The organism is Sphingopyxis sp. RIFCSPHIGHO2_12_FULL_65_19, from assembly GCF_001830555.1.
In the GTDB taxonomy this organism is placed as follows: Bacteria; Pseudomonadota; Alphaproteobacteria; order Sphingomonadales; family Sphingomonadaceae; genus Sphingopyxis.
Genome location: NZ_MIAM01000007.1, coordinates 1 through 16,730 on the forward strand (window position 1 = coordinate 1; position 16,730 = coordinate 16,730).

Below are 16,730 nucleotides of genomic sequence, written 5' to 3' on the forward strand. Positions count from 1 at the left end.
CAATGGAAGTAACTCGACCAACGCGCACCCTTTCGCTAATGCGGCGGCGCTTTAGGGACCGGGGCCGGTATTGCAAAGCCCCGACGGACAGGAATTCCTTGTGACCGATACATTGTGGCTGGAAGTCGAGGGTCTGACCGCCCAGGTGCTGACCGGGATTTATTCCGAAGAAACCCACCTGCCCCAGCCGCTGCGCATTTCGGTGCGAGCGAAGCTGGCGATGGCCGGTCATTATGATCCGACCACGCCGCTCAGCGCCTCGAAAAATTATATGAACCTGAAATTTGCGGCGACCGAGGGCATTCCGAAGGATGTCCATTTCGTGCTGATCGAAAGCGTCGCCGACCATATCATCGACACCTTGTTCCTGCAGGACGACAAGGTCGAGGAAGTCGAGGTCAAGATCGTCAAGCTCGCGATCGCCGAGGACGGCGAACAGATCGGCATCACGATGCGACGGATCAGGAAGTGACGCAGAAGCTCGCTCTCGTCACGGGCGGCCTCCACCGCGTCGGTGCCGCGATTTCGGCGCGGCTGGCGCGCGAGGGCTATGAACTCGCCTTGCACAAACGCAGCGCGGCCGAGGCCGATCCGCTGCTCGCCGAGGCGCTGGCAGAGACGGGCGCGCGCAGCCACCGCTTCGCCGCCGACCTGGCCGACCCCTTAGCCGTCGACGCCTTGATCCCGACCGTGATCGACAAATTCGGCCGCGTTCCAGACCTGCTCGTCAACAATGCCGCGCTGTTTGCCGAAGGCGAATGGCGCGACCTGACGACCGATGCACTGGCCGAAATGATGCAGGTCAATCATCACGCACCCGTGATGCTCGCGAAGGCGCTCGTCGCCGCAAGCGACGGTCCGCGCCCCGCGATCGTCAACATCGTCGATCAGCGTGTCGTCCATCCAGTCCCTGACCAGATCGCCTACAGCCTGTCGAAATCGGCACTGTGGCAGGCGACGGCGACGCTGGCAGTCGCCTTCGGGAACCGCGCGCGCGTCAATGCCGTCGCGCCGGGGCTGACAATGGCGACCGAAGAGTATTCGGCGGCGCAGGTCGCGCGGCTGGCGAAGCTCATGCCGCTCGACGCGCTTCCGACGCCGGCGCAGATTGCCGACGCCGTCGTCTATCTCGCGCGCGCCGAAGCGGTGACGGGGCAGACGATCTTCGTCGACGGCGGCGCCCACCTGGCGCCGATGGCGCGCGATTTCGTGGCGCTGGAGCGGGATTAGACCATTTAATGCGCGTATCCCCGCGAAGGCGGGGATCCATCTCCTGTGGGCTCAATTTTGCACCGACCGGAGATGGGCTCCCGCCTTCGCGGGAGTACGGGAGTTCTATTCGCGCCTCAATAAATATGCACCGCCTTGGTGACGAGATAGCCGTCAAGCCCTTCGGGTCCGCTTTCGCTGCCGAAGCCCGATTCCTTGATCCCGCCGAACGGCGTATCGAGCGCCGAAATGACAAAGCTGTTCACCCCGACCATCCCGCTCTCGATGCTGTCGACGATGCGGTTGATGCGGCGGCCATTCTCGGTGAAAGCAAACGCCGCGAGGCCATAGGGCAGCCGGTTCGCCTGTTCGAGCGCCTCGTCCTCAGTTCCGAACGGGCGAATCAGCGCCATCGGGCCAAAGGGTTCATGGTTCATCGCATCGGCCTCGACCGGCACGTCGGCGATCGCGGTCGGCTGGAAGAAATAACCGTTGCCGGTCGCCTCGCCGCCCGCGATCACGCGCGCGCCCTTGGCCTTGGCATCGGCGACGAGCGCCTCCAACGCGGGGATACGGCGCGCGTTGGCAAGCGGACCCATCTGGGTGTCGGCGTCGAGGCCGCTGCCGATCGTCACCTTCGCCGTGCGTTCGGCAAAGCCGTTCACGAAGGCGTCGTAGATGCCCTGCTGGACATAGAAACGCGTCGGCGAGATGCACACCTGCCCCGCGTTGCGGAACTTCTGCCACACGACCTTGTCGAGCGTCGCCTCAAGATCGCAATCGTCGAAGATCAGCACCGGAGCGTGGCCGCCAAGCTCCATCGTGATCCGCTTCACCCCGTCTGCGGCGAGCCGCATCAGATGCTTGCCGACCGCGGTCGATCCGGTGAAGCTGACCTTGCGGATCACCGAGCTGGCGAGCAGGTGGCGGCTGATCATGTCGGGATCGCCATAGACGAGCTGGACGACGTCGCCGGGAATGCCCGCGTCGGCGATGCAGCGCATGATCGCGCTGGTGCAACCCGGGGTCTCCTCGGGCGCTTTCGCAATCACGACGCAGCCCGCGGCGAGCGCGGGCGCGATCTTCTTGACCATCAGATTGACGGGGAAATTCCACGGGCTGAACCCCGCAACCGGGCCGACCGGATGTTTGGTGACCATCGCACGCTGGCCGAGTGGCCGCTGAAGCACGCGCCCTTCGATGCGTTTGCCCTGCTCCGCGAAATAGTCGAACAGCCCCGCCGCCGACAGCACTTCGCCGCGCGCCTCGGCAATCGGCTTGCCCTGCTCGATCGTCAGCAGCGTCGCGATATGGTCAACGCGGTCGCGGATAATCCCCGCCGCCTTGTGCATCAGCGCCGCGCGTTCGTCGGGGGTCTTGGCGCGCCACACCGGCCAGCCGCGCTCCGCTGCCGCCAGCGCCTCGTCAAGGTCGGCGGCCGTCGCCACCGGCAGTTCGGCGATCGTTCCGGCCGTGGCGGGGTTATAGACCGGCCGTTCGTCGCGTCCCTCGCCGCTCCGCCAGGCGCCGTTGATGAAGAGCTGGAGGTCGGCGTCGTAGGTCGCGGTCATGGATGGTCCTTTGCCAAGGAATGGGGGATGGCGGCGATATAGGAAGCGTCAGCGATAGTTAAAGCTGATGCTGATCCGTTCGCCTTTGCCCGAATGCGGCATCACCTCGTGCCGCAGCCAGCTTTCCCACAGGAAGACGCGGCCCGCGGCGGGTTCGGCGTAGATGAAGGGCCGCAGATGCTCGGGCGCGTCGTCGGTGCGCCCCGGCGCCGCCATCAGCATCGCGAGGCGCGGGTCTTCGAGTTTGAGCGCGCCCGATCCCGGCGGAACCGCAACGTAGAAGGTGCCCGACACGATGCTGTGCGGGTGGATATGGCCGCTGTGGGTGCCGCCGGGTTTCAATATGTTGACCCACATCGAGTCGAGCTTCAGCGGTTTGGCGAGATCGAAATGACACGCCTTGGCGAAAGCCCTCACCTCTTTGTCGAGCAGGCGCTTCAAGTCATGGAACGCCGGGTCGCGTTCGGGCAGGTCGTTCAGGCTCGCGTAGCTGGTATAGCCCTTATAGCCATGCTCGCGGCTCCACGCGCGGCCCGCGCCATCCTCCTGCGCGAACAGGCGGCTGCTTTCCTCCAGCTCCTCGATCAGGTCGGGGGTGCCGATATCGGCTTCATAGAAAGTGCTGGCGAAGAGCGAACGAACGGGCATGATGCGCGCAAAGCACAGCCGATGTGGACAAGCAAGGGAGATGGGGATGGCCGAGTTTGAACTGATTGCCGACGGATTGCGTTTTCCCGAGGCGCCGGTGGTGATGGACGACGGCAGCGTCATCGTCGTCGAGATCGAAGCGAAGCGGATCACGCGGTGCTGGCCCGGCGGCAAAAAGCAGGTCATCGCGACCCCCGGCGGCGGCCCCAACGGCCTTGCGATCGGCCCCGATGGCAAGCTTTACTGCTGCAACAACGGCGGCTTCAACTATGTCGAATCGAACGGCTATCTGGCGCCGCATGGCATCGCGGACGATTATTCGGGTGGCCGGATCGAACGCATCGATATCGACACCGGCGAAGTCGAGATCCTTTACAAGTCGGGCGATCACGGTGTCGTGCTGCGCGGCCCGAACGACATCATGTTCGACGCGCATGGCGGCTTCTGGTTCACCGACCATGGCAAGGTCGATTATGCGAAGCGCGTGCACGACATCGTCGGCATCTTTTACGCAAAAGCGGACGGCAGTTTCATCGAGGAAGTGATCTTCCCCAGCTACAACCCCAACGGCATCGGCATCTCGCCCGACGGGACGAAGCTTTATGCCGCCGAGACCTACACCTGCCGGTTGACGCAGTTCAACATCGTCGCGCCGGGCAAGGTCGATGACAGCGCGGGTCCGGGTGGCCCCGGCATCCCGCTCTATCGTCCCGCAGGCTATAAATTCTTCGACAGCCTGGCGATGGAGGCCAATGGCAATATCTGCGTCGCAACGATCGGCGAATGCGGCATCAGCGTCGTTTCGCCGCAGGGCGAGCTGGTCGAATTCGTCGCCACCGACGATATTTTCACCACCAACATCGCATTTGGCGGGCCCGACCATCAGGACGCCTATCTGACCCTGTCAGGGACCGGCCGACTGGTGAAAACTCGCTGGGCCCGGCCGGGGCTGCAATTGCAATATTAAAGGGGCAAGGATGCACGAGGAAACCCATGCCGTCACGCGGATCGGCTGGCTGCGCGCCGCGATCCTTGGCGCAAACGACGGGATCGTGTCGACCGCCAGCCTGATCGCCGGCGTCGCGGCCGCCGGCGCGTCGGAGGCGTCGATCCTGGTCACCGGCACGGCCGGGCTCGTCGCCGGCGCGATGTCGATGGCGGCAGGCGAATATGTGTCGGTGAGTTCCCAGCGCGATGCGGAAAAGTCCGACGTCGAGCTGGAGAAACGCCACCTGGCCGCCGATCCGGAGTTTGAGCTGGAGGAACTGACCCAAATCTATCAGGCGCGCGGGCTCGACCGAATGCTGGCGGAACAGGTTGCCGTGCAGCTCACCGAACATGACGCGCTCGACACGCATCTGCGCGACGAACTCGGCATGACCGACGCGCTGGCAGCCCGGCCGGTGCAGGCGGCGGCGGCCTCGGCCGTAAGCTTTGCGACCGGGGCGGCGCTGCCGCTCGCGACGGTGCTGATCGATCGCGGCGACACGCTGCCCTTTACCGTCTCGGCCGCATCGCTTGCCTTTCTTGCAATCCTTGGCGCGCTCGGCGCCTGGGCGGGCAAGGCACCGATGCTGCGCCCGGTCGTGCGCGTGACCTTCTGGGGCGCCGCGGCGATGGCGGTAACGATCGCGATCGGATCGCTGCTGGGAACGACGGTCGGCTGATCCGTCCTATCCCGAGACCGGCCGCCTCGCCGCTACGCCGGGCCGCGATTGTCAGGGGCGCTCTCATCTGTATGACTGTCGGCCATCCGCAATCGCGGCCAAATCAATCGGAGGGGTCCGGAATGAGCGCAACAAGCTGGGCGATCGACATCGATCGCGACGATATCACGCAGGTCAACCTGGTCGAGGAGGCAACCACGCCGCTCGCACCCGGACAGATACGCGTCCACCTCGACAGCTATGCGATGACCGCGAACAACATCACCTATGCCGTATTCGGCAAACCTGCCGGCCTGTTCGGCAACGACCAGGGCTATTGGGATTTCTTCACCGAACGCGCGGCCCCCGGCCGCCTGCCCGTCTGGGGCTTTGCCACGGTGACCGAAAGCGCCGCCGACGGCATATCCGTCGGCGACCGCTTCTATGGCTATTATCCGATGGCGGAAAATGCGGTGCTGAACGTCGGCAAGGCGGGGCCCGGCGGCTTTACCGACGTCACCCCGCGACGCACCACCCTGCCCCCCATCTACAATGCTTATCAACGGATCGAGGCGCTGCCCGACTATCGCGCGGCGGACCATGACTATTGGCCGGTATTCCGCCCCCTGTTCCTGACCGGCTGGTTGATTGCCGACCAGTTCGAGGACGAGAGCGATTATGGCGCCGGGCAGATACTGATCGCCAGCGCGTCGAGCAAGACCGCGATCGGTCTGGGATTTTCGATCAAGCAGCGGCCCGAGCCGCGGCCCGAAACGGTCGGACTGACCAGCGCCGCCAATGTCGATGCGCTGGCCGACCAGGGCATCTATGACCGCGTCATCAGCTATGACCAGATCATGACGCTCAACGCCGCGACGCCGGCCGCGCTGGTCGACATGGCGGGCAATGGCGCGGTCACGCGCGTCGTACACAGCCATTTCGGAAACAATCTGAAGGCCTCGATCATCGTCGGCAAATCGCATTGGGACGCACAGGCCGATGGCGCCGGACTGCCAGGCCCCGAACGGCAGGGATTTTTTGCGCCGGGCCGCAGCCAGAAGCGCATCGCCGACTGGGGCGGCGCCGCGTTCGGGCAAAAGATTGCCGAAAGCTGGCTGGCGTTCATGGACGTTGCACCGCGGCTGACATCGGTCGATAAGCGCAGCGGCGGCGACGCGGCGCTCGCCGCCTATCGCGAGATGCTCTCGGGACAGGCCGACCCCAAAAAGGGGATCGTGGTCGTTCCATGAGGGTCCCGGGGAAGCCGCCCTTTCCCCGCAGCACGAAAGGACCGGCCATGCTGCGTAGCCTGATATTTGCGACCACCGCGGCGCTCGCGCTTCCGATGGGGAGCACCTTTGCCCAAGCCCCGGCGGCACCGATGCGAAAGGCGGATCTCGCCGATCGCGTCGCCGGCACCTACCAGGGCGACATCATCTCCGACGCGCGCGGTTCGTCGAAAAATGGCGTGACGATCATCGTCACCCGCGTCGGACCGAACAAGGTCGCGATCAAGTCGAGCCATGCCCGCATCCCGGCGGTCACCATCCCCCTGGAAAAGGCGATGGACGCGATCCTCGCAGCAAGCGGGCCTTCTGTCTTCCTGCTCGACACGGTGCGCTCGCCCGACCGGCTCGACCTGACGATCGACGACGCAAGCTGGTCCGGCAGCCGCGTCGCCACACCCACCCAGAAATAGGATTTCCAGCCTTCCCATGACATATACGACGGTTATTTTCGACTTTGGCGGGGTTATCACCGCCTCGCCCTTTGAAGCCTTTAACAAGCTGGAGGCCGAACGCGGGCTGCCGCGCGATTTCGTGCGCCGGGTCAACGCGACCAACCCCGACACCAACGCCTGGGCGAAGTTCGAGCGCGCCGAGATCGACGCGGCGGCGTTCGACACGCTGTTCGCCGACGAAGCGCGCGCGCTGGGACACGAACTCGGCGGCGAAGCGGTGCTTGCGGTGATCGCCGGCGCCGTTCGCCCCGCGATGGTCGCGGCGCTCGATACGTTGAAGGACCGGGGTTTCACGATCGCCTGCATCACGAACAATGTCCCCGGCGGCAAAATGGGGGTCCGCGGGGCGGGAATGACGCGCAGCGAGGAAGCCGCGATCGAGGTCGCCGGGATCATGGCGCGCTTTGCGCACGTCATCGAATCGAGCAAGGCCGGGGTGCGCAAACCCGACCCGCGTATCTATCTGATGATGTGCGAGACGCTGGGGGTCGAACCCGCCGAGTGCATCTATCTCGACGATTTGGGCATCAACTGCAAACCGGCAAGCCAGCTGGGAATGCACGCGATCAAGGTGACGAGCGGCGAACAGGCGCTGACCGACCTGTCGGCGGCGCTGGGGGTGACGCTGCCCTGACGCCCGCGCTTCGGGTCGGACGCCGATGGCCGCGTTGGCGTGCGATCGGTCATGCCGTCTTCGGTAATCGCGGGCCGGGTTCCAAAGTTCAGCAAAGGTCAGCCCATTGCATCCACCGTTTTGCACCGAAAGCATGGCCGAACGCATCTTGGCACGCCCAGCCACGACCGCCCGCGCATGCTGTGCCGCACCCGCATTTATCCACCGAATGAAAGAGCCGGATGACGGCTGGCACAGCCAGATAATGTAGGAAAGGCCTATTTTGAGGCGATGTCGGTTTGGGGTGGGGATCGGGCGTTTAAATCCTCCCCATCGACTTGCGATGGGGAGGGGGACCGTCCGCGAAGCGGATGGTGGAGGGGCCGCAACGTCGCGCCAATAGCCCCTCCGTCAGCGCTGCGCGCTGCCACCTCCCCATCGCAAGTCGATGGGGAGGATCTTATGTCTGCAATCGATCGAAACCGGCCATCAGTTCAGGCCGCAGCCTCGGCGAGGTTCAGTTTTGCTGCGCGGTCGAAAATCTGCGTGAGCACCGGCTCGGTGTCCGCGACGCGCATTGCAACATGGAAGCCGACGGGCGCGAGCGCGGGCATCGCTGCGATCTGGACCAGCGCGCCGCTTGCGACATCGCCGCGGACCATCGGCTGGGGAAAGATGCCGATGCCCCCGCCGGCCTTTGCAATGTCGATCATCGTGCGCGCATTATTGCAGAGATTCAGGGATTTTTGGGCAATGCGCGACGCCTGGATCGCATCGCGCATCCGGCCGTGGATCGGTGAATGGCTGGCGAGCGACCAGACAGGAAGCATCGCGGCGCCGCCCGCAAAGGCCGCGGCGACGGCGGGGCTTGCGAGCCATACCAGCTCGACCTCGCCGATCGGGCTGGTTTTCAGCGCCGGGTGCGCGATCGGTCCTGCGGCAAAGGCCATGTCGGTCCGCCCGGTCAAAAGCTGCTGGATCAGGTTCGCCGTCAGGTCGATTTCGATTTCCAGCGCCACATTGGGCATGTCCGCCTTCAGGCCCGCGACAAATGCCGGAAGGCAGCCCGCCGCCGCTATCTCTCCCGCGCCGATACGCACGACCCCGCTCGCCTCTGCAAACCCGCCGCTGCCCATCAGCGCGACCTGCATGTCGCGAAGCAGCGGGTCGCAATCGCGCACCAGCTTTCGCCCCGCCGTGGTCAGCGACATGCCGCGCCCGTCGCGGTGAAACAGCGCGGTGCCAAGCCTTTGTTCCAATTCGCGCATCCGCGCGGATACCGTCGGCTGCGTCGTGTTGAGCCGCTCGGCAGCCGCCGAAAAGGTGCCGAGGCGGTCGATCCAGAGCAGGGTTTCAAGATGGTAAAGCGAGACGCGACTGATAGACATAATTTATGTATAATCGAAAAATAGAACAATTAGAATTGATAGATCAAATGCGCCAAGGTTGCGCCGATATCAGGTGAGGAGGCCGTCCATGGCGAACAAGCAATACCCCGATGCCGCGAGCGCACTCGAAGGACTTCTCTTCGACGGCATGCAGATTTGCGCGGGCGGTTTTGGCCTGTGCGGCATCCCCGAACGGCTGATCGACGCGATCCGCGACGCCGGCACCAAGAACCTCACCATTGCGAGCAACAACGCCGGGATCGACGGCGAAGGACTTGGCAAGCTGCTGCGCACCAAGCAGGTCAAGAAGATGATCTCCTCCTATGTCGGTGAGAATAAGGAGTTCGAGCGGCAATATCTGGCGGGCGAGCTGGAAGTTGAATTCTGCCCGCAGGGCACGCTGGCCGAACGCTGCCGCGCGGGCGGCGCGGGCATCCCCGGCTTCTATACCAAGACCGGCGTCGGCACGCTGGTTGCCGAGGGCAAGGAAGTGAAGAATTTCGACGGGCAGGATTATATCCTGGAGCGCGGCATCTTTGCCGATCTCGCGATCATCAAGGGATGGAAAGCCGACGAGAGCGGCAACCTGATCTTCCGCAAGACCGCGCGCAACTTCAACCAGCCGATGGCGACCGCCGCGAAGATCTGCGTCGCCGAGGTCGAGGAAATCGTGCCCACCGGCAGCCTCGACCCCGACTGCATCCACCTTCCCGGCATCTATGTGAAGCGGATGATCGTCGGCGCGCCTTACGACAAGAAGATCGAATTCCGCACGACGCGCCCGCGCGAGACGGCGTGATGCGCAGCCTCCCCATCCTGGCGGCGCTGCTCCTGTCCGGGTGCGCGACCGCGCCGGCCCAGGTGACGACAGCCCCGCCGCCGCCAGCCCCGACCGCGGCCGCCAAGCCGCCGACCCAGTTGCAATATCTCTATGGCTCGGCCGAGGCGGCGGTCGCCGTCCGCGCCACCAATGCGCGCATCGCCGATTTTGGCCTGTGGCGGATCAAGCAGCGCCCGGCCGACAGCGTCGTGCTTGCGCCCGGTGCGACGATGGACGCGCCGCGCTTTGAGCCGTGCGGCGACAAGCCCTTCGCCGCGGTGTTCGACGCCGACGAGACGCTGATCTGGAACCTTGGCCCGATGCGTTATTTCGCGGAACAAAACGCCAGTTACGATCCCGCAATCTGGGACCAGTGGGAAAAGACCGGCGCAGGCAAGGCGGCCGCGATGCCCGGCAGCATCGACATGGTCGCCAAGCTGCGCGCCGCGGGCATCACCGTCATCGCCAACACCAACCGCAACGCCGCCAATGCCAAGGGCAGCGAGGACACGCTGCGCGCCGCCGGCCTTGGCGAGTTCAAGCATGGCGAGACGCTTTTCCTGATGGGCGACGATGCTGGCGGGTCGAGCAAGGACGACCGCCGCGCGACCATTGCATCGCGTTATTGCGTGATCCTGATGGCGGGCGACCAGCTCGGCGATTTCAGCCAGCAGTTCAATGTGAAGGATTTGCCCGCCGCGCAGCGCATGGCGCTCGCGACCGGCGCGGGCGCGTCCGCACTCTGGGACAAGGGCTGGTTCCTGTTTCCCAACCCCGTCTATGGCCCATGGGAAAAGCTGGGCTGGGACGATGCCTTCCCCTCCGACAAAAAATGGGAGCCGAAATAAGATGGCCTGGACGCGTGATGACATGGCGGCGCGCGCCGCAAAGGAGCTGCACGACGGCTATTACGTCAACCTTGGCATCGGCATCCCGACGCTGGTGGCGAACCATATCCCCGCGGGGATGACGGTAACGCTCCAGTCCGAAAACGGCATGCTCGGCATCGGCCCCTTCCCCTATGAGGGCGATGAAGACCCCGACCTGATCAACGCGGGCAAGCAGACGATCAGCGAAGTGCCGCAGTCGGCCTATTTCAGTTCGTCGGACAGCTTTGCCATGATCCGCGGCGGGCACATCGACCTCACCGTGCTGGGCGCGATGGAGGTCGCTGAAAATGGCGACATCGCCAACTGGATGATCCCCGGCAAGATGATCAAGGGCATGGGCGGCGCGATGGACCTGGTCGCCGGGGTCAAGAAGATCATCGTCGTAATGGAGCACAACGCCAAGGACGGCAGCCCGAAATTCATCCCGGCCTGCACCCTGCCGCTGACCGGCCAGAATGTCGTCGACATGATCATCACCGACCTGGCGGTGTTCCGGCGCGAGGACCATGACAGCCCGTTCAAGCTGATCGAGCTTGCGCCGGGGGTGACGGCGGCGGATGTCGCGGCTAAGACGACGGCCAATTATGAGGTCGCAGTCTAAACAAAAGTCCCGGAAGTCGGCTTTCCCCTATCTCATCGCGATCGCCGCGTTGGGGTTGGTGGGCTGGTTCGGGTTTCACGCGCTCGGCGGAAAACACCCGCTGGCGAGCATTCCGATTCCGATCAAAGGTCCGGAAAACCTGCCCGACACGCCCGCCGAATGGCGCGGCCGGATCGACTATCCCGCGCTGGACCGGCAATTGTCGGCGCTGTCACAGCGCCCCGAAATGGCCGGGCTCGCGGTGGCGGTGGTGGAAGATGGCGAATTGCGCTTCGTGCGCACCTATGGCGTCGCCGACAAGTCGACCGGCGCCCCGGTGACCGCGCACACGCTGTTCCGCTGGGCCTCGGTTTCCAAGACCGCGACCGGCGTGTTGGCTGCCGCGCTGGCCGAGGATGGCGCGGTCGATCTCGCCCGCCCGGTGGGCCAGTGGGGCACATCGCTGCGCCTGCCCGACGGGGCCGAGGCGCGAATCACGCTCGACGACCTGCTGGCGCAGCGCACCGGACTGACCAAAAACGCCTATGACGAAAAGCTGGAGGAAGGGCAAAGCCCCGTGCTGCTGCGCACGGGCCTGGCGCTGGCGCCGCTGCAATGCGAACCCGGCACCTGCCACACCTACCAAAATATCGCTTTCGATGCCGCGAGCGAGATATTGGGCCGCGCGGCGAACAAACCGTTCGGGGATGCGATCGAGGACCGATTTTTCCGTCCGCTTGGCATGGTGAGCGCCGGGTTCGGGATGGCCCGGCTGACGGGTGCAAAGGATTGGGCCAGACCGCACCGCGGGGCGCAGGTCCGGCCGGTCAAAGAGGCCTATTGGCGCGTCCCCGCGGCCGCGGGCGTCGAAAGCGACATCGTCGATTTCGCCACATGGATGCAGGCGATGATGGGCAACCGCCCCGATGTTCTGCCCGCGCCGGTGCTGCAATTGGCGCATCGCCCGCGTGTCGGCACGGCACGACTATATGGCGGCCCCTTGCGGCAGGCGACGGCCGATGCCTCCTACGGCCTTGGCTGGCGTAGCTTCACCTACGGCGGCAGCCGGCTCGAAGGGCATTCGGGCGCCGTGGCGGGTTATCGTGCGACGATGATTTTTGAACCGGCGACACGAACGGGGGTCGTGGCGCTGTGGAACAGCGATTGGGGTTTCCCCTTCCGCATCCCGTTTACGGCGATCGACAGCTATCATGGCCGCGCGGACGCGGGCTGGCTCGACCTCGACGCCTTGCCGCCGGTGGCGCGCATGGCGCTTGCCCCCTGATCCGCGGCCTGTTTAACAGGCGCGCGGCGAGCGAGAGGAGAATCGGATATGCGCGTGCTGCTGACAGGGTCCTCGGGCTGGCTCGGACGCCATCTCGCCCCGCTGCTCGCCGATAAGGGTCATGTCGTCACCGGGCTGGACGTCGTGCCCGGCACCCACACGCACATCCTGGGCACCGTCGCCGATCGCGCGCTGGTCGATCGGACGATGGGCGAGCAAGGGATCGAGGCGATCATCCACGGCGGCGCGCTGCACAAGCCCGACATTGTGCGATACAAGCGCCAGGCGTTCGTCGACGTCAATGTCAGCGGCACGCTGAACCTGATCGAGGCGGCGGTCGCCGCGGGCAATGATCGGTTCCTGTTCACATCGACGACGTCATTGATGGTCCGTGGCGATGTGCGCGAGGGTGCGGGCGCGCAGGGCGCGTGGTGGATGGACGAGGATTTCGGCCCCATCGAGCCGCGCAACATCTATGGCATCACCAAATTTGCCGCCGAGCAGGCTTTGCGGCTGATCCACCGCGAGCATGGCATCCATGTCGCGATCCTGCGCACCGGCCGCTTCTTTCCCGAGGACGACGACACGCATGCGGTGCCCAGCGGCCCGAACCTCAAGGCGAACGAACTGCTGAACCGCCGGCTGACGGTCGAGGATGCCGCCGCCGCGCATCTCGCCGCGCTTGAGGCAGCGCCGACGATCGGCTGCGACACCTTCATCCTGTCGGCGCCGCCGCCCTTCACGCGCGAGGAGGCCGGGGAGCTTGCCCGCGACGCGCGCGCAGTGATCGCGCGCCATTACCCCGACGCCGCCGATCTATACGCGGCGCAGGGCTGGCACTTGCCCGAAACGATCGATCGCGTTTACGATCCGTCGCGCGCCGAACGCCGCTTCGGCTGGCGCGCGCAAAGCGATTTCGGCAGCGTGCTTGCGGCGCTTCGCGGCGGCGATGACCTGCCCTTCGCGCATGATCCTGATTACACCTCCCCCATCGTCCGTCAGGAGCGCGACGCATGTATGTACTGATCACCGCCAACCGCAATTATTCGAGCTGGTCGCTGCGCCCGTGGATGCTGATGCAGGGGCTCGGCATCGCGTTCGAGGACCGGATCGAGCCCTTCGCGCAGCCGGTAAATTACGAGGCATTCCGCAGCTTTTCGCCCACCGGGCAGGTGCCCGCGCTGCTCCACGAAGGGCGCACCGTCCATGATTCGCTCGGCATCACCCTCTATCTTGCCGACCGGCACGACGGCGTGTGGCCGACCGACCCCGACGCGCGTGCCTGGGCCCAGTGCGCCGCCGCCGAGATGCACAGCGGCTTTGCGGCGCTGCGGAACGACTGCACGATGAATGTCGGGGTCCGGGTGACGCCGAAACCGATGTCCGCCGCGCTTCGGGACAATGTCGCGCGCATCCGCGAATTGTTCGAGGAGGGGTTGGCCCGCTTTGGCGGCCCGTGGCTCGCGGGCCGCGACTTCTCCGCAGTCGACGCCTTTTTCGCCCCGGTTGCGTTCCGCATCCGCACCTATGGCCTCGACGTCGGCGCCGGGCAGGCGTGGGTCGACCATGTGCTGGCGCACCCCGCGATGGTCGAATGGGAACGGCAGGCGCTGCTCGAGGAATGGCGCGAGGAGAGCCATGAAGCCGAACTGGCGGCGGCGGGCGTCATCACGGCCGATTACCGCACGGTCTGACAAAAGCGTCGCTTCCGCGAAGGCGGGGGGCGACGATTATTCCGCCAGCGCCTCGCGCACCACCGCAACCCCCGCCTCGCGCTGGACCTTCAATTCGGCCTTCAGCTTCGCCGGATCGCGCGCAAAGACAAAGCCGAAGCTGACCCCGCCCTCCTTGCCGATCGTCGCATGATGCAGCTTGTGCGCCTGCACCAGCCGCTTGGCATAGCCGCGCCGCGGCACCCAGCGGAAATAGCGTTGATGGACCAGCCCGTCGTGCACCACGGTATAGATGATGCCGTAAATCAGTACCCCCAACCCGATCCACGTCCCCGGCTCCCACGCGCTGGCACCCATGATCATCGGGCTGCCCACCGCGAACATCGCGATGCTCAGCGCCGCCCCGAACAGGCCGAACAGGTCGTTTTTCTCGAACATCTTGTCATGCGGTTCGTGATGGTCGCGGTGCCAGGCCCAGCCGAAGCCGTGCATGATATATTTGTGGCTGGCCCACGCGACACATTCCATCGCGATGACGGTGGCGAGAATGAGCGCGATGATGGCGAGTGTCGACATGCGGCGATTATAGGCGCGCCCGGCCGGTCGCGCCACTCCATTCCCGGCCATCCCGGTCTTTGCCGACACGATAATGACATGGAGGCCGAGGATAGACCCGCAAGCTTCACGACCGAAAATTGCGTTTCTTATCGCCACCAGCTTGCAAAGTTGTGCGGCTGATCTAAGGCAGCGGCATGACTCGGCCCCGCACCCTTTATGAAAAAATCTGGGACGCGCATGTCGTCGAACAGCGCCCCGACGGAACCTGCCTGATCTTCATCGACCGCCACCTTGTCCATGAAGTCACCAGCCCGCAGGCGTTCGCCGGGCTACGCGCGACCGGCCGCACCGTGCGCCGTCCCGACCTGACGCTGGCGGTCCCCGATCATAATGTGCCGACCACCGCGCGGCGTGACGCGTCGGGCAACCGGCTGCCGATCGCCGACGCCGAAAGCGCGGCGCAATTGGCCGCGCTTGAAAAGAACGCGCCGGAGTTCGGCATTCGCTACATCGACGCGGTCGCGCCCGAACAGGGCATTGTCCATGTCGTCGGACCCGAACAGGGTTTCTCGCTGCCCGGCACGACGATCGTCTGCGGCGACAGCCACACCGCCTGCCACGGCGGCATCGGCGCGCTCGCTTTCGGCATCGGGACGAGCGAGGTCGAACATGTCCTGGCGACGCAGACGCTGCTGCTCCAGCCCGCGAAAACGATGGAAGTGCGCGTCGAGGGCAAGGTCGGCCCCGGCGTGTCGGCAAAGGACATCATCCTGCACATCACCGGGGTCATCGGCGCCGCGGGCGGCACCGGCCATGTCATCGAATATACGGGCAGCGCCATCCGCGCGCTGTCGGTCGAGGGACGGCTGACCGTCAGCAACATGGCGATCGAGGGCGGCGCGCGCGCCGGACTGATCGCACCCGACGAAACGACCTTCGCCTACCTCAAAGGCCGGCCCTATGCGCCGAAGGGCGCCGACTGGGACGCCGCGGTCGAATATTGGCGGAGCCTCGCGACCGATCCCGGCGCGACCTATGACAAGACCGTCGTGATCGACGCCGCCGACATCGCGCCGAGCGTGACCTGGGGCACCAGCCCCGAGGATGTCGTGCCGATCACCGGCGTCGTTCCTGCCCCCGACAGCTTCGCCGACCCGTCGAAGCAGGCCGCCGCCGCCAAGAGCCTTGCCTATATGGGCCTCGAACCCGGCACGCGGATGCAGGATGTCGCGATCGAAAATATCTTCATCGGCAGCTGCACCAACAGCCGTATCGAGGATCTGCGCGCCGCCGCCGCGGTCATCAAGGGCCGCCACAAGGCCGACAATGTCAAATGGGCGATCGTCGTCCCCGGTTCGGGGCTGGTGAAACGCCAGGCCGAGGCCGAGGGGCTCGACCGCATCTTTACCGACGCGGGGCTCGAATGGCGCGAACCCGGCTGTTCGGCGTGCCTCGCAATGAACCCCGACAAGGTGCCCGCGGGCGAACGCTGCGCATCGACGAGCAACCGCAATTTCGTCGGCCGCCAGGGGCCGGGCGCGCGCACGCATCTGGTCAGCCCCGCGATGGCGGCGGCGGCGGCGGTGACCGGCAAGCTCACCGATGTGCGGGAGTTGATGGCATGACCCCGCTCGACAAGGTCGAAGGGCGCGCGATCCCATTCGGGCTGAAGAATGTCGATACCGACGTCATCATCCCGGCCCATTGGCTGAAGACGACGACGCGCGAAGGCATGGGCCGCGGCGCGTTCGAGGCGATCCGCAAGGACCCCGACAATCTGTTCGACCGCGCCGAATATCAGCGCGCGCCGATCCTGATCGCGGGCGATAATTTCGGTTGCGGGTCGAGCCGTGAACATGCGGCATGGGCGCTCGGCGACCTGGGCATCCGCGTCGTGATCGCGCCTTCCTATTCGGACATTTTTTCGGGCAATGCGGTCAAGAACGGCATCCTGCCTGTCGTGTTGCCGCAAGCGGCGATCGACCGATTGATGGCGGTCGCGGCCACCGATCCGGTGTTCGTCGACCTTGAGCATCAGACGGTGACGACGCAATTCCAGGACCGCTTCACCTTCGAGATCGATCCGTTCCGCAAGATGTGCCTGCTCG

General features: G+C 65.3%; 19 protein-coding genes. 15 read left to right on the forward strand and 4 right to left on the reverse strand.

The features are described 5' to 3' along the window. The first annotated feature begins 100 nt into the window (after positions 1 to 100). Entirely contained in the window at positions 101 to 472 is a 372-nt protein-coding gene (locus A3E77_RS01565; protein ID WP_293643152.1) for a dihydroneopterin aldolase, read from the forward strand. Then, positions 469 to 1,230, forward strand: a complete 762-nt coding sequence (locus A3E77_RS01570) for an SDR family oxidoreductase (protein WP_293643153.1) — start codon at positions 469 to 471, stop codon at positions 1,228 to 1,230. Before A3E77_RS01565 ends, A3E77_RS01570 begins: the two co-directional genes overlap by 4 nt. Positions 1,231 to 1,346: 116 nt before the next feature. On the opposite strand, the gene A3E77_RS01575 is transcribed toward A3E77_RS01570, so the two are convergent. Further along, entirely contained in the window at positions 1,347 to 2,780 is a 1,434-nt protein-coding gene (locus tag A3E77_RS01575) for an NAD-dependent succinate-semialdehyde dehydrogenase (protein WP_293643154.1), read from the reverse strand. A 48-nt stretch (positions 2,781 to 2,828) separates the two neighbouring features. Then, complete coding sequence (locus A3E77_RS01580) at positions 2,829 to 3,428, reverse strand: TIGR02466 family protein (RefSeq protein ID WP_293643155.1); 600 nt, start codon at positions 3,426 to 3,428, stop codon at positions 2,829 to 2,831. A 46-nt stretch (positions 3,429 to 3,474) separates the two neighbouring features. On the opposite strand from A3E77_RS01580, the gene A3E77_RS01585 reads away from it, so the two are divergent. From A3E77_RS01585 to A3E77_RS01605, 5 genes are all read left to right on the forward strand, one after another. Then, positions 3,475 to 4,395: an SMP-30/gluconolactonase/LRE family protein gene (locus tag A3E77_RS01585; RefSeq protein ID WP_293643156.1), complete on the forward strand. Its 921-nt coding sequence runs from the start codon at positions 3,475 to 3,477 to the stop codon at positions 4,393 to 4,395. A gap of 10 nt (positions 4,396 to 4,405) precedes the next feature. Continuing rightward, on the forward strand, positions 4,406 to 5,095 hold the full coding sequence (locus A3E77_RS01590; protein ID WP_293643157.1) for a VIT1/CCC1 transporter family protein: 690 nt from the start codon (positions 4,406 to 4,408) through the stop codon (positions 5,093 to 5,095). Positions 5,096 to 5,217: 122 nt separating this feature from the next. Then, entirely contained in the window at positions 5,218 to 6,324 is a 1,107-nt protein-coding gene (locus A3E77_RS01595) for a DUF2855 family protein (RefSeq protein WP_293643158.1), read from the forward strand. A 47-nt stretch (positions 6,325 to 6,371) separates the two neighbouring features. After that, positions 6,372 to 6,773 (forward strand): hypothetical protein, encoded by a 402-nt coding sequence (locus A3E77_RS01600; protein WP_293643159.1) that lies wholly within the window; start codon positions 6,372 to 6,374, stop codon positions 6,771 to 6,773. A gap of 16 nt (positions 6,774 to 6,789) precedes the next feature. Then, positions 6,790 to 7,449: an HAD-IA family hydrolase gene (locus tag A3E77_RS01605; protein WP_293643160.1), complete on the forward strand. Its 660-nt coding sequence runs from the start codon at positions 6,790 to 6,792 to the stop codon at positions 7,447 to 7,449. 473 nt (positions 7,450 to 7,922) lie between these two features. Here A3E77_RS01605 and A3E77_RS01610 read toward each other — a convergent pair whose 3' ends face one another. Next, on the reverse strand, positions 7,923 to 8,816 hold the full coding sequence (locus A3E77_RS01610) for a LysR family transcriptional regulator (RefSeq protein ID WP_293643161.1): 894 nt from the start codon (positions 8,814 to 8,816) through the stop codon (positions 7,923 to 7,925). A gap of 88 nt (positions 8,817 to 8,904) precedes the next feature. On the opposite strand from A3E77_RS01610, the gene A3E77_RS01615 reads away from it, so the two are divergent. The 6 genes from A3E77_RS01615 to A3E77_RS01640 are packed head-to-tail and all read left to right on the forward strand — an operon-like array spanning position 8,905 to position 14,085. After that, on the forward strand, positions 8,905 to 9,615 hold the full coding sequence (locus A3E77_RS01615) for a CoA transferase subunit A (protein WP_293643162.1): 711 nt from the start codon (positions 8,905 to 8,907) through the stop codon (positions 9,613 to 9,615). Continuing rightward, positions 9,615 to 10,484, forward strand: coding sequence for an HAD family acid phosphatase (locus A3E77_RS01620; RefSeq protein WP_293643163.1), 870 nt, complete (start codon positions 9,615 to 9,617; stop codon positions 10,482 to 10,484). The genes A3E77_RS01615 and A3E77_RS01620 overlap by 1 nt, the downstream gene beginning before the upstream one ends. 1 nt (position 10,485) lies before the next feature. Beyond that, entirely contained in the window at positions 10,486 to 11,127 is a 642-nt protein-coding gene (locus A3E77_RS01625; RefSeq protein WP_293643164.1) for a CoA transferase subunit B, read from the forward strand. A 58-nt stretch (positions 11,128 to 11,185) separates the two neighbouring features. After that, positions 11,186 to 12,391 (forward strand): serine hydrolase domain-containing protein, encoded by a 1,206-nt coding sequence (locus A3E77_RS01630; protein ID WP_293643165.1) that lies wholly within the window; start codon positions 11,186 to 11,188, stop codon positions 12,389 to 12,391. Positions 12,392 to 12,439: 48 nt separating this feature from the next. Next, a complete protein-coding gene (locus tag A3E77_RS01635; RefSeq protein WP_293643166.1) occupies positions 12,440 to 13,417 on the forward strand; it encodes an NAD-dependent epimerase/dehydratase family protein in 978 nt (325 codons plus the stop codon). Beyond that, the gene (locus A3E77_RS01640; protein ID WP_293643167.1) at positions 13,405 to 14,085 is read left to right on the forward strand and encodes a glutathione S-transferase family protein; all 681 of its coding nucleotides are present in this window, start codon (positions 13,405 to 13,407) and stop codon (positions 14,083 to 14,085) included. Before A3E77_RS01635 ends, A3E77_RS01640 begins: the two co-directional genes overlap by 13 nt. A 36-nt stretch (positions 14,086 to 14,121) precedes the next feature. Here the strand turns inward: A3E77_RS01640 and A3E77_RS01645 are convergent, their stop codons facing one another. Further along, positions 14,122 to 14,640 carry a sterol desaturase family protein gene (locus A3E77_RS01645; protein ID WP_293643168.1) on the reverse strand — a complete coding sequence of 173 codons (519 nt, stop codon included), beginning with the start codon at positions 14,638 to 14,640 and terminating at the stop codon, positions 14,122 to 14,124. Positions 14,641 to 14,816: 176 nt separating this feature from the next. Here A3E77_RS01645 and leuC point away from each other — a divergent pair, with 176 nt between their 5' ends. Next, positions 14,817 to 16,247, forward strand: a complete 1,431-nt coding sequence (gene leuC / locus A3E77_RS01650; protein ID WP_293643169.1) for a 3-isopropylmalate dehydratase large subunit — start codon at positions 14,817 to 14,819, stop codon at positions 16,245 to 16,247. Further along, positions 16,244 to 16,730 (forward strand): 3-isopropylmalate dehydratase small subunit (leuD, locus tag A3E77_RS01655; RefSeq protein ID WP_293643170.1); only part of this gene is annotated, 487 nt, incomplete at its 3' end. The genes leuC and leuD, both read left to right, overlap by 4 nt.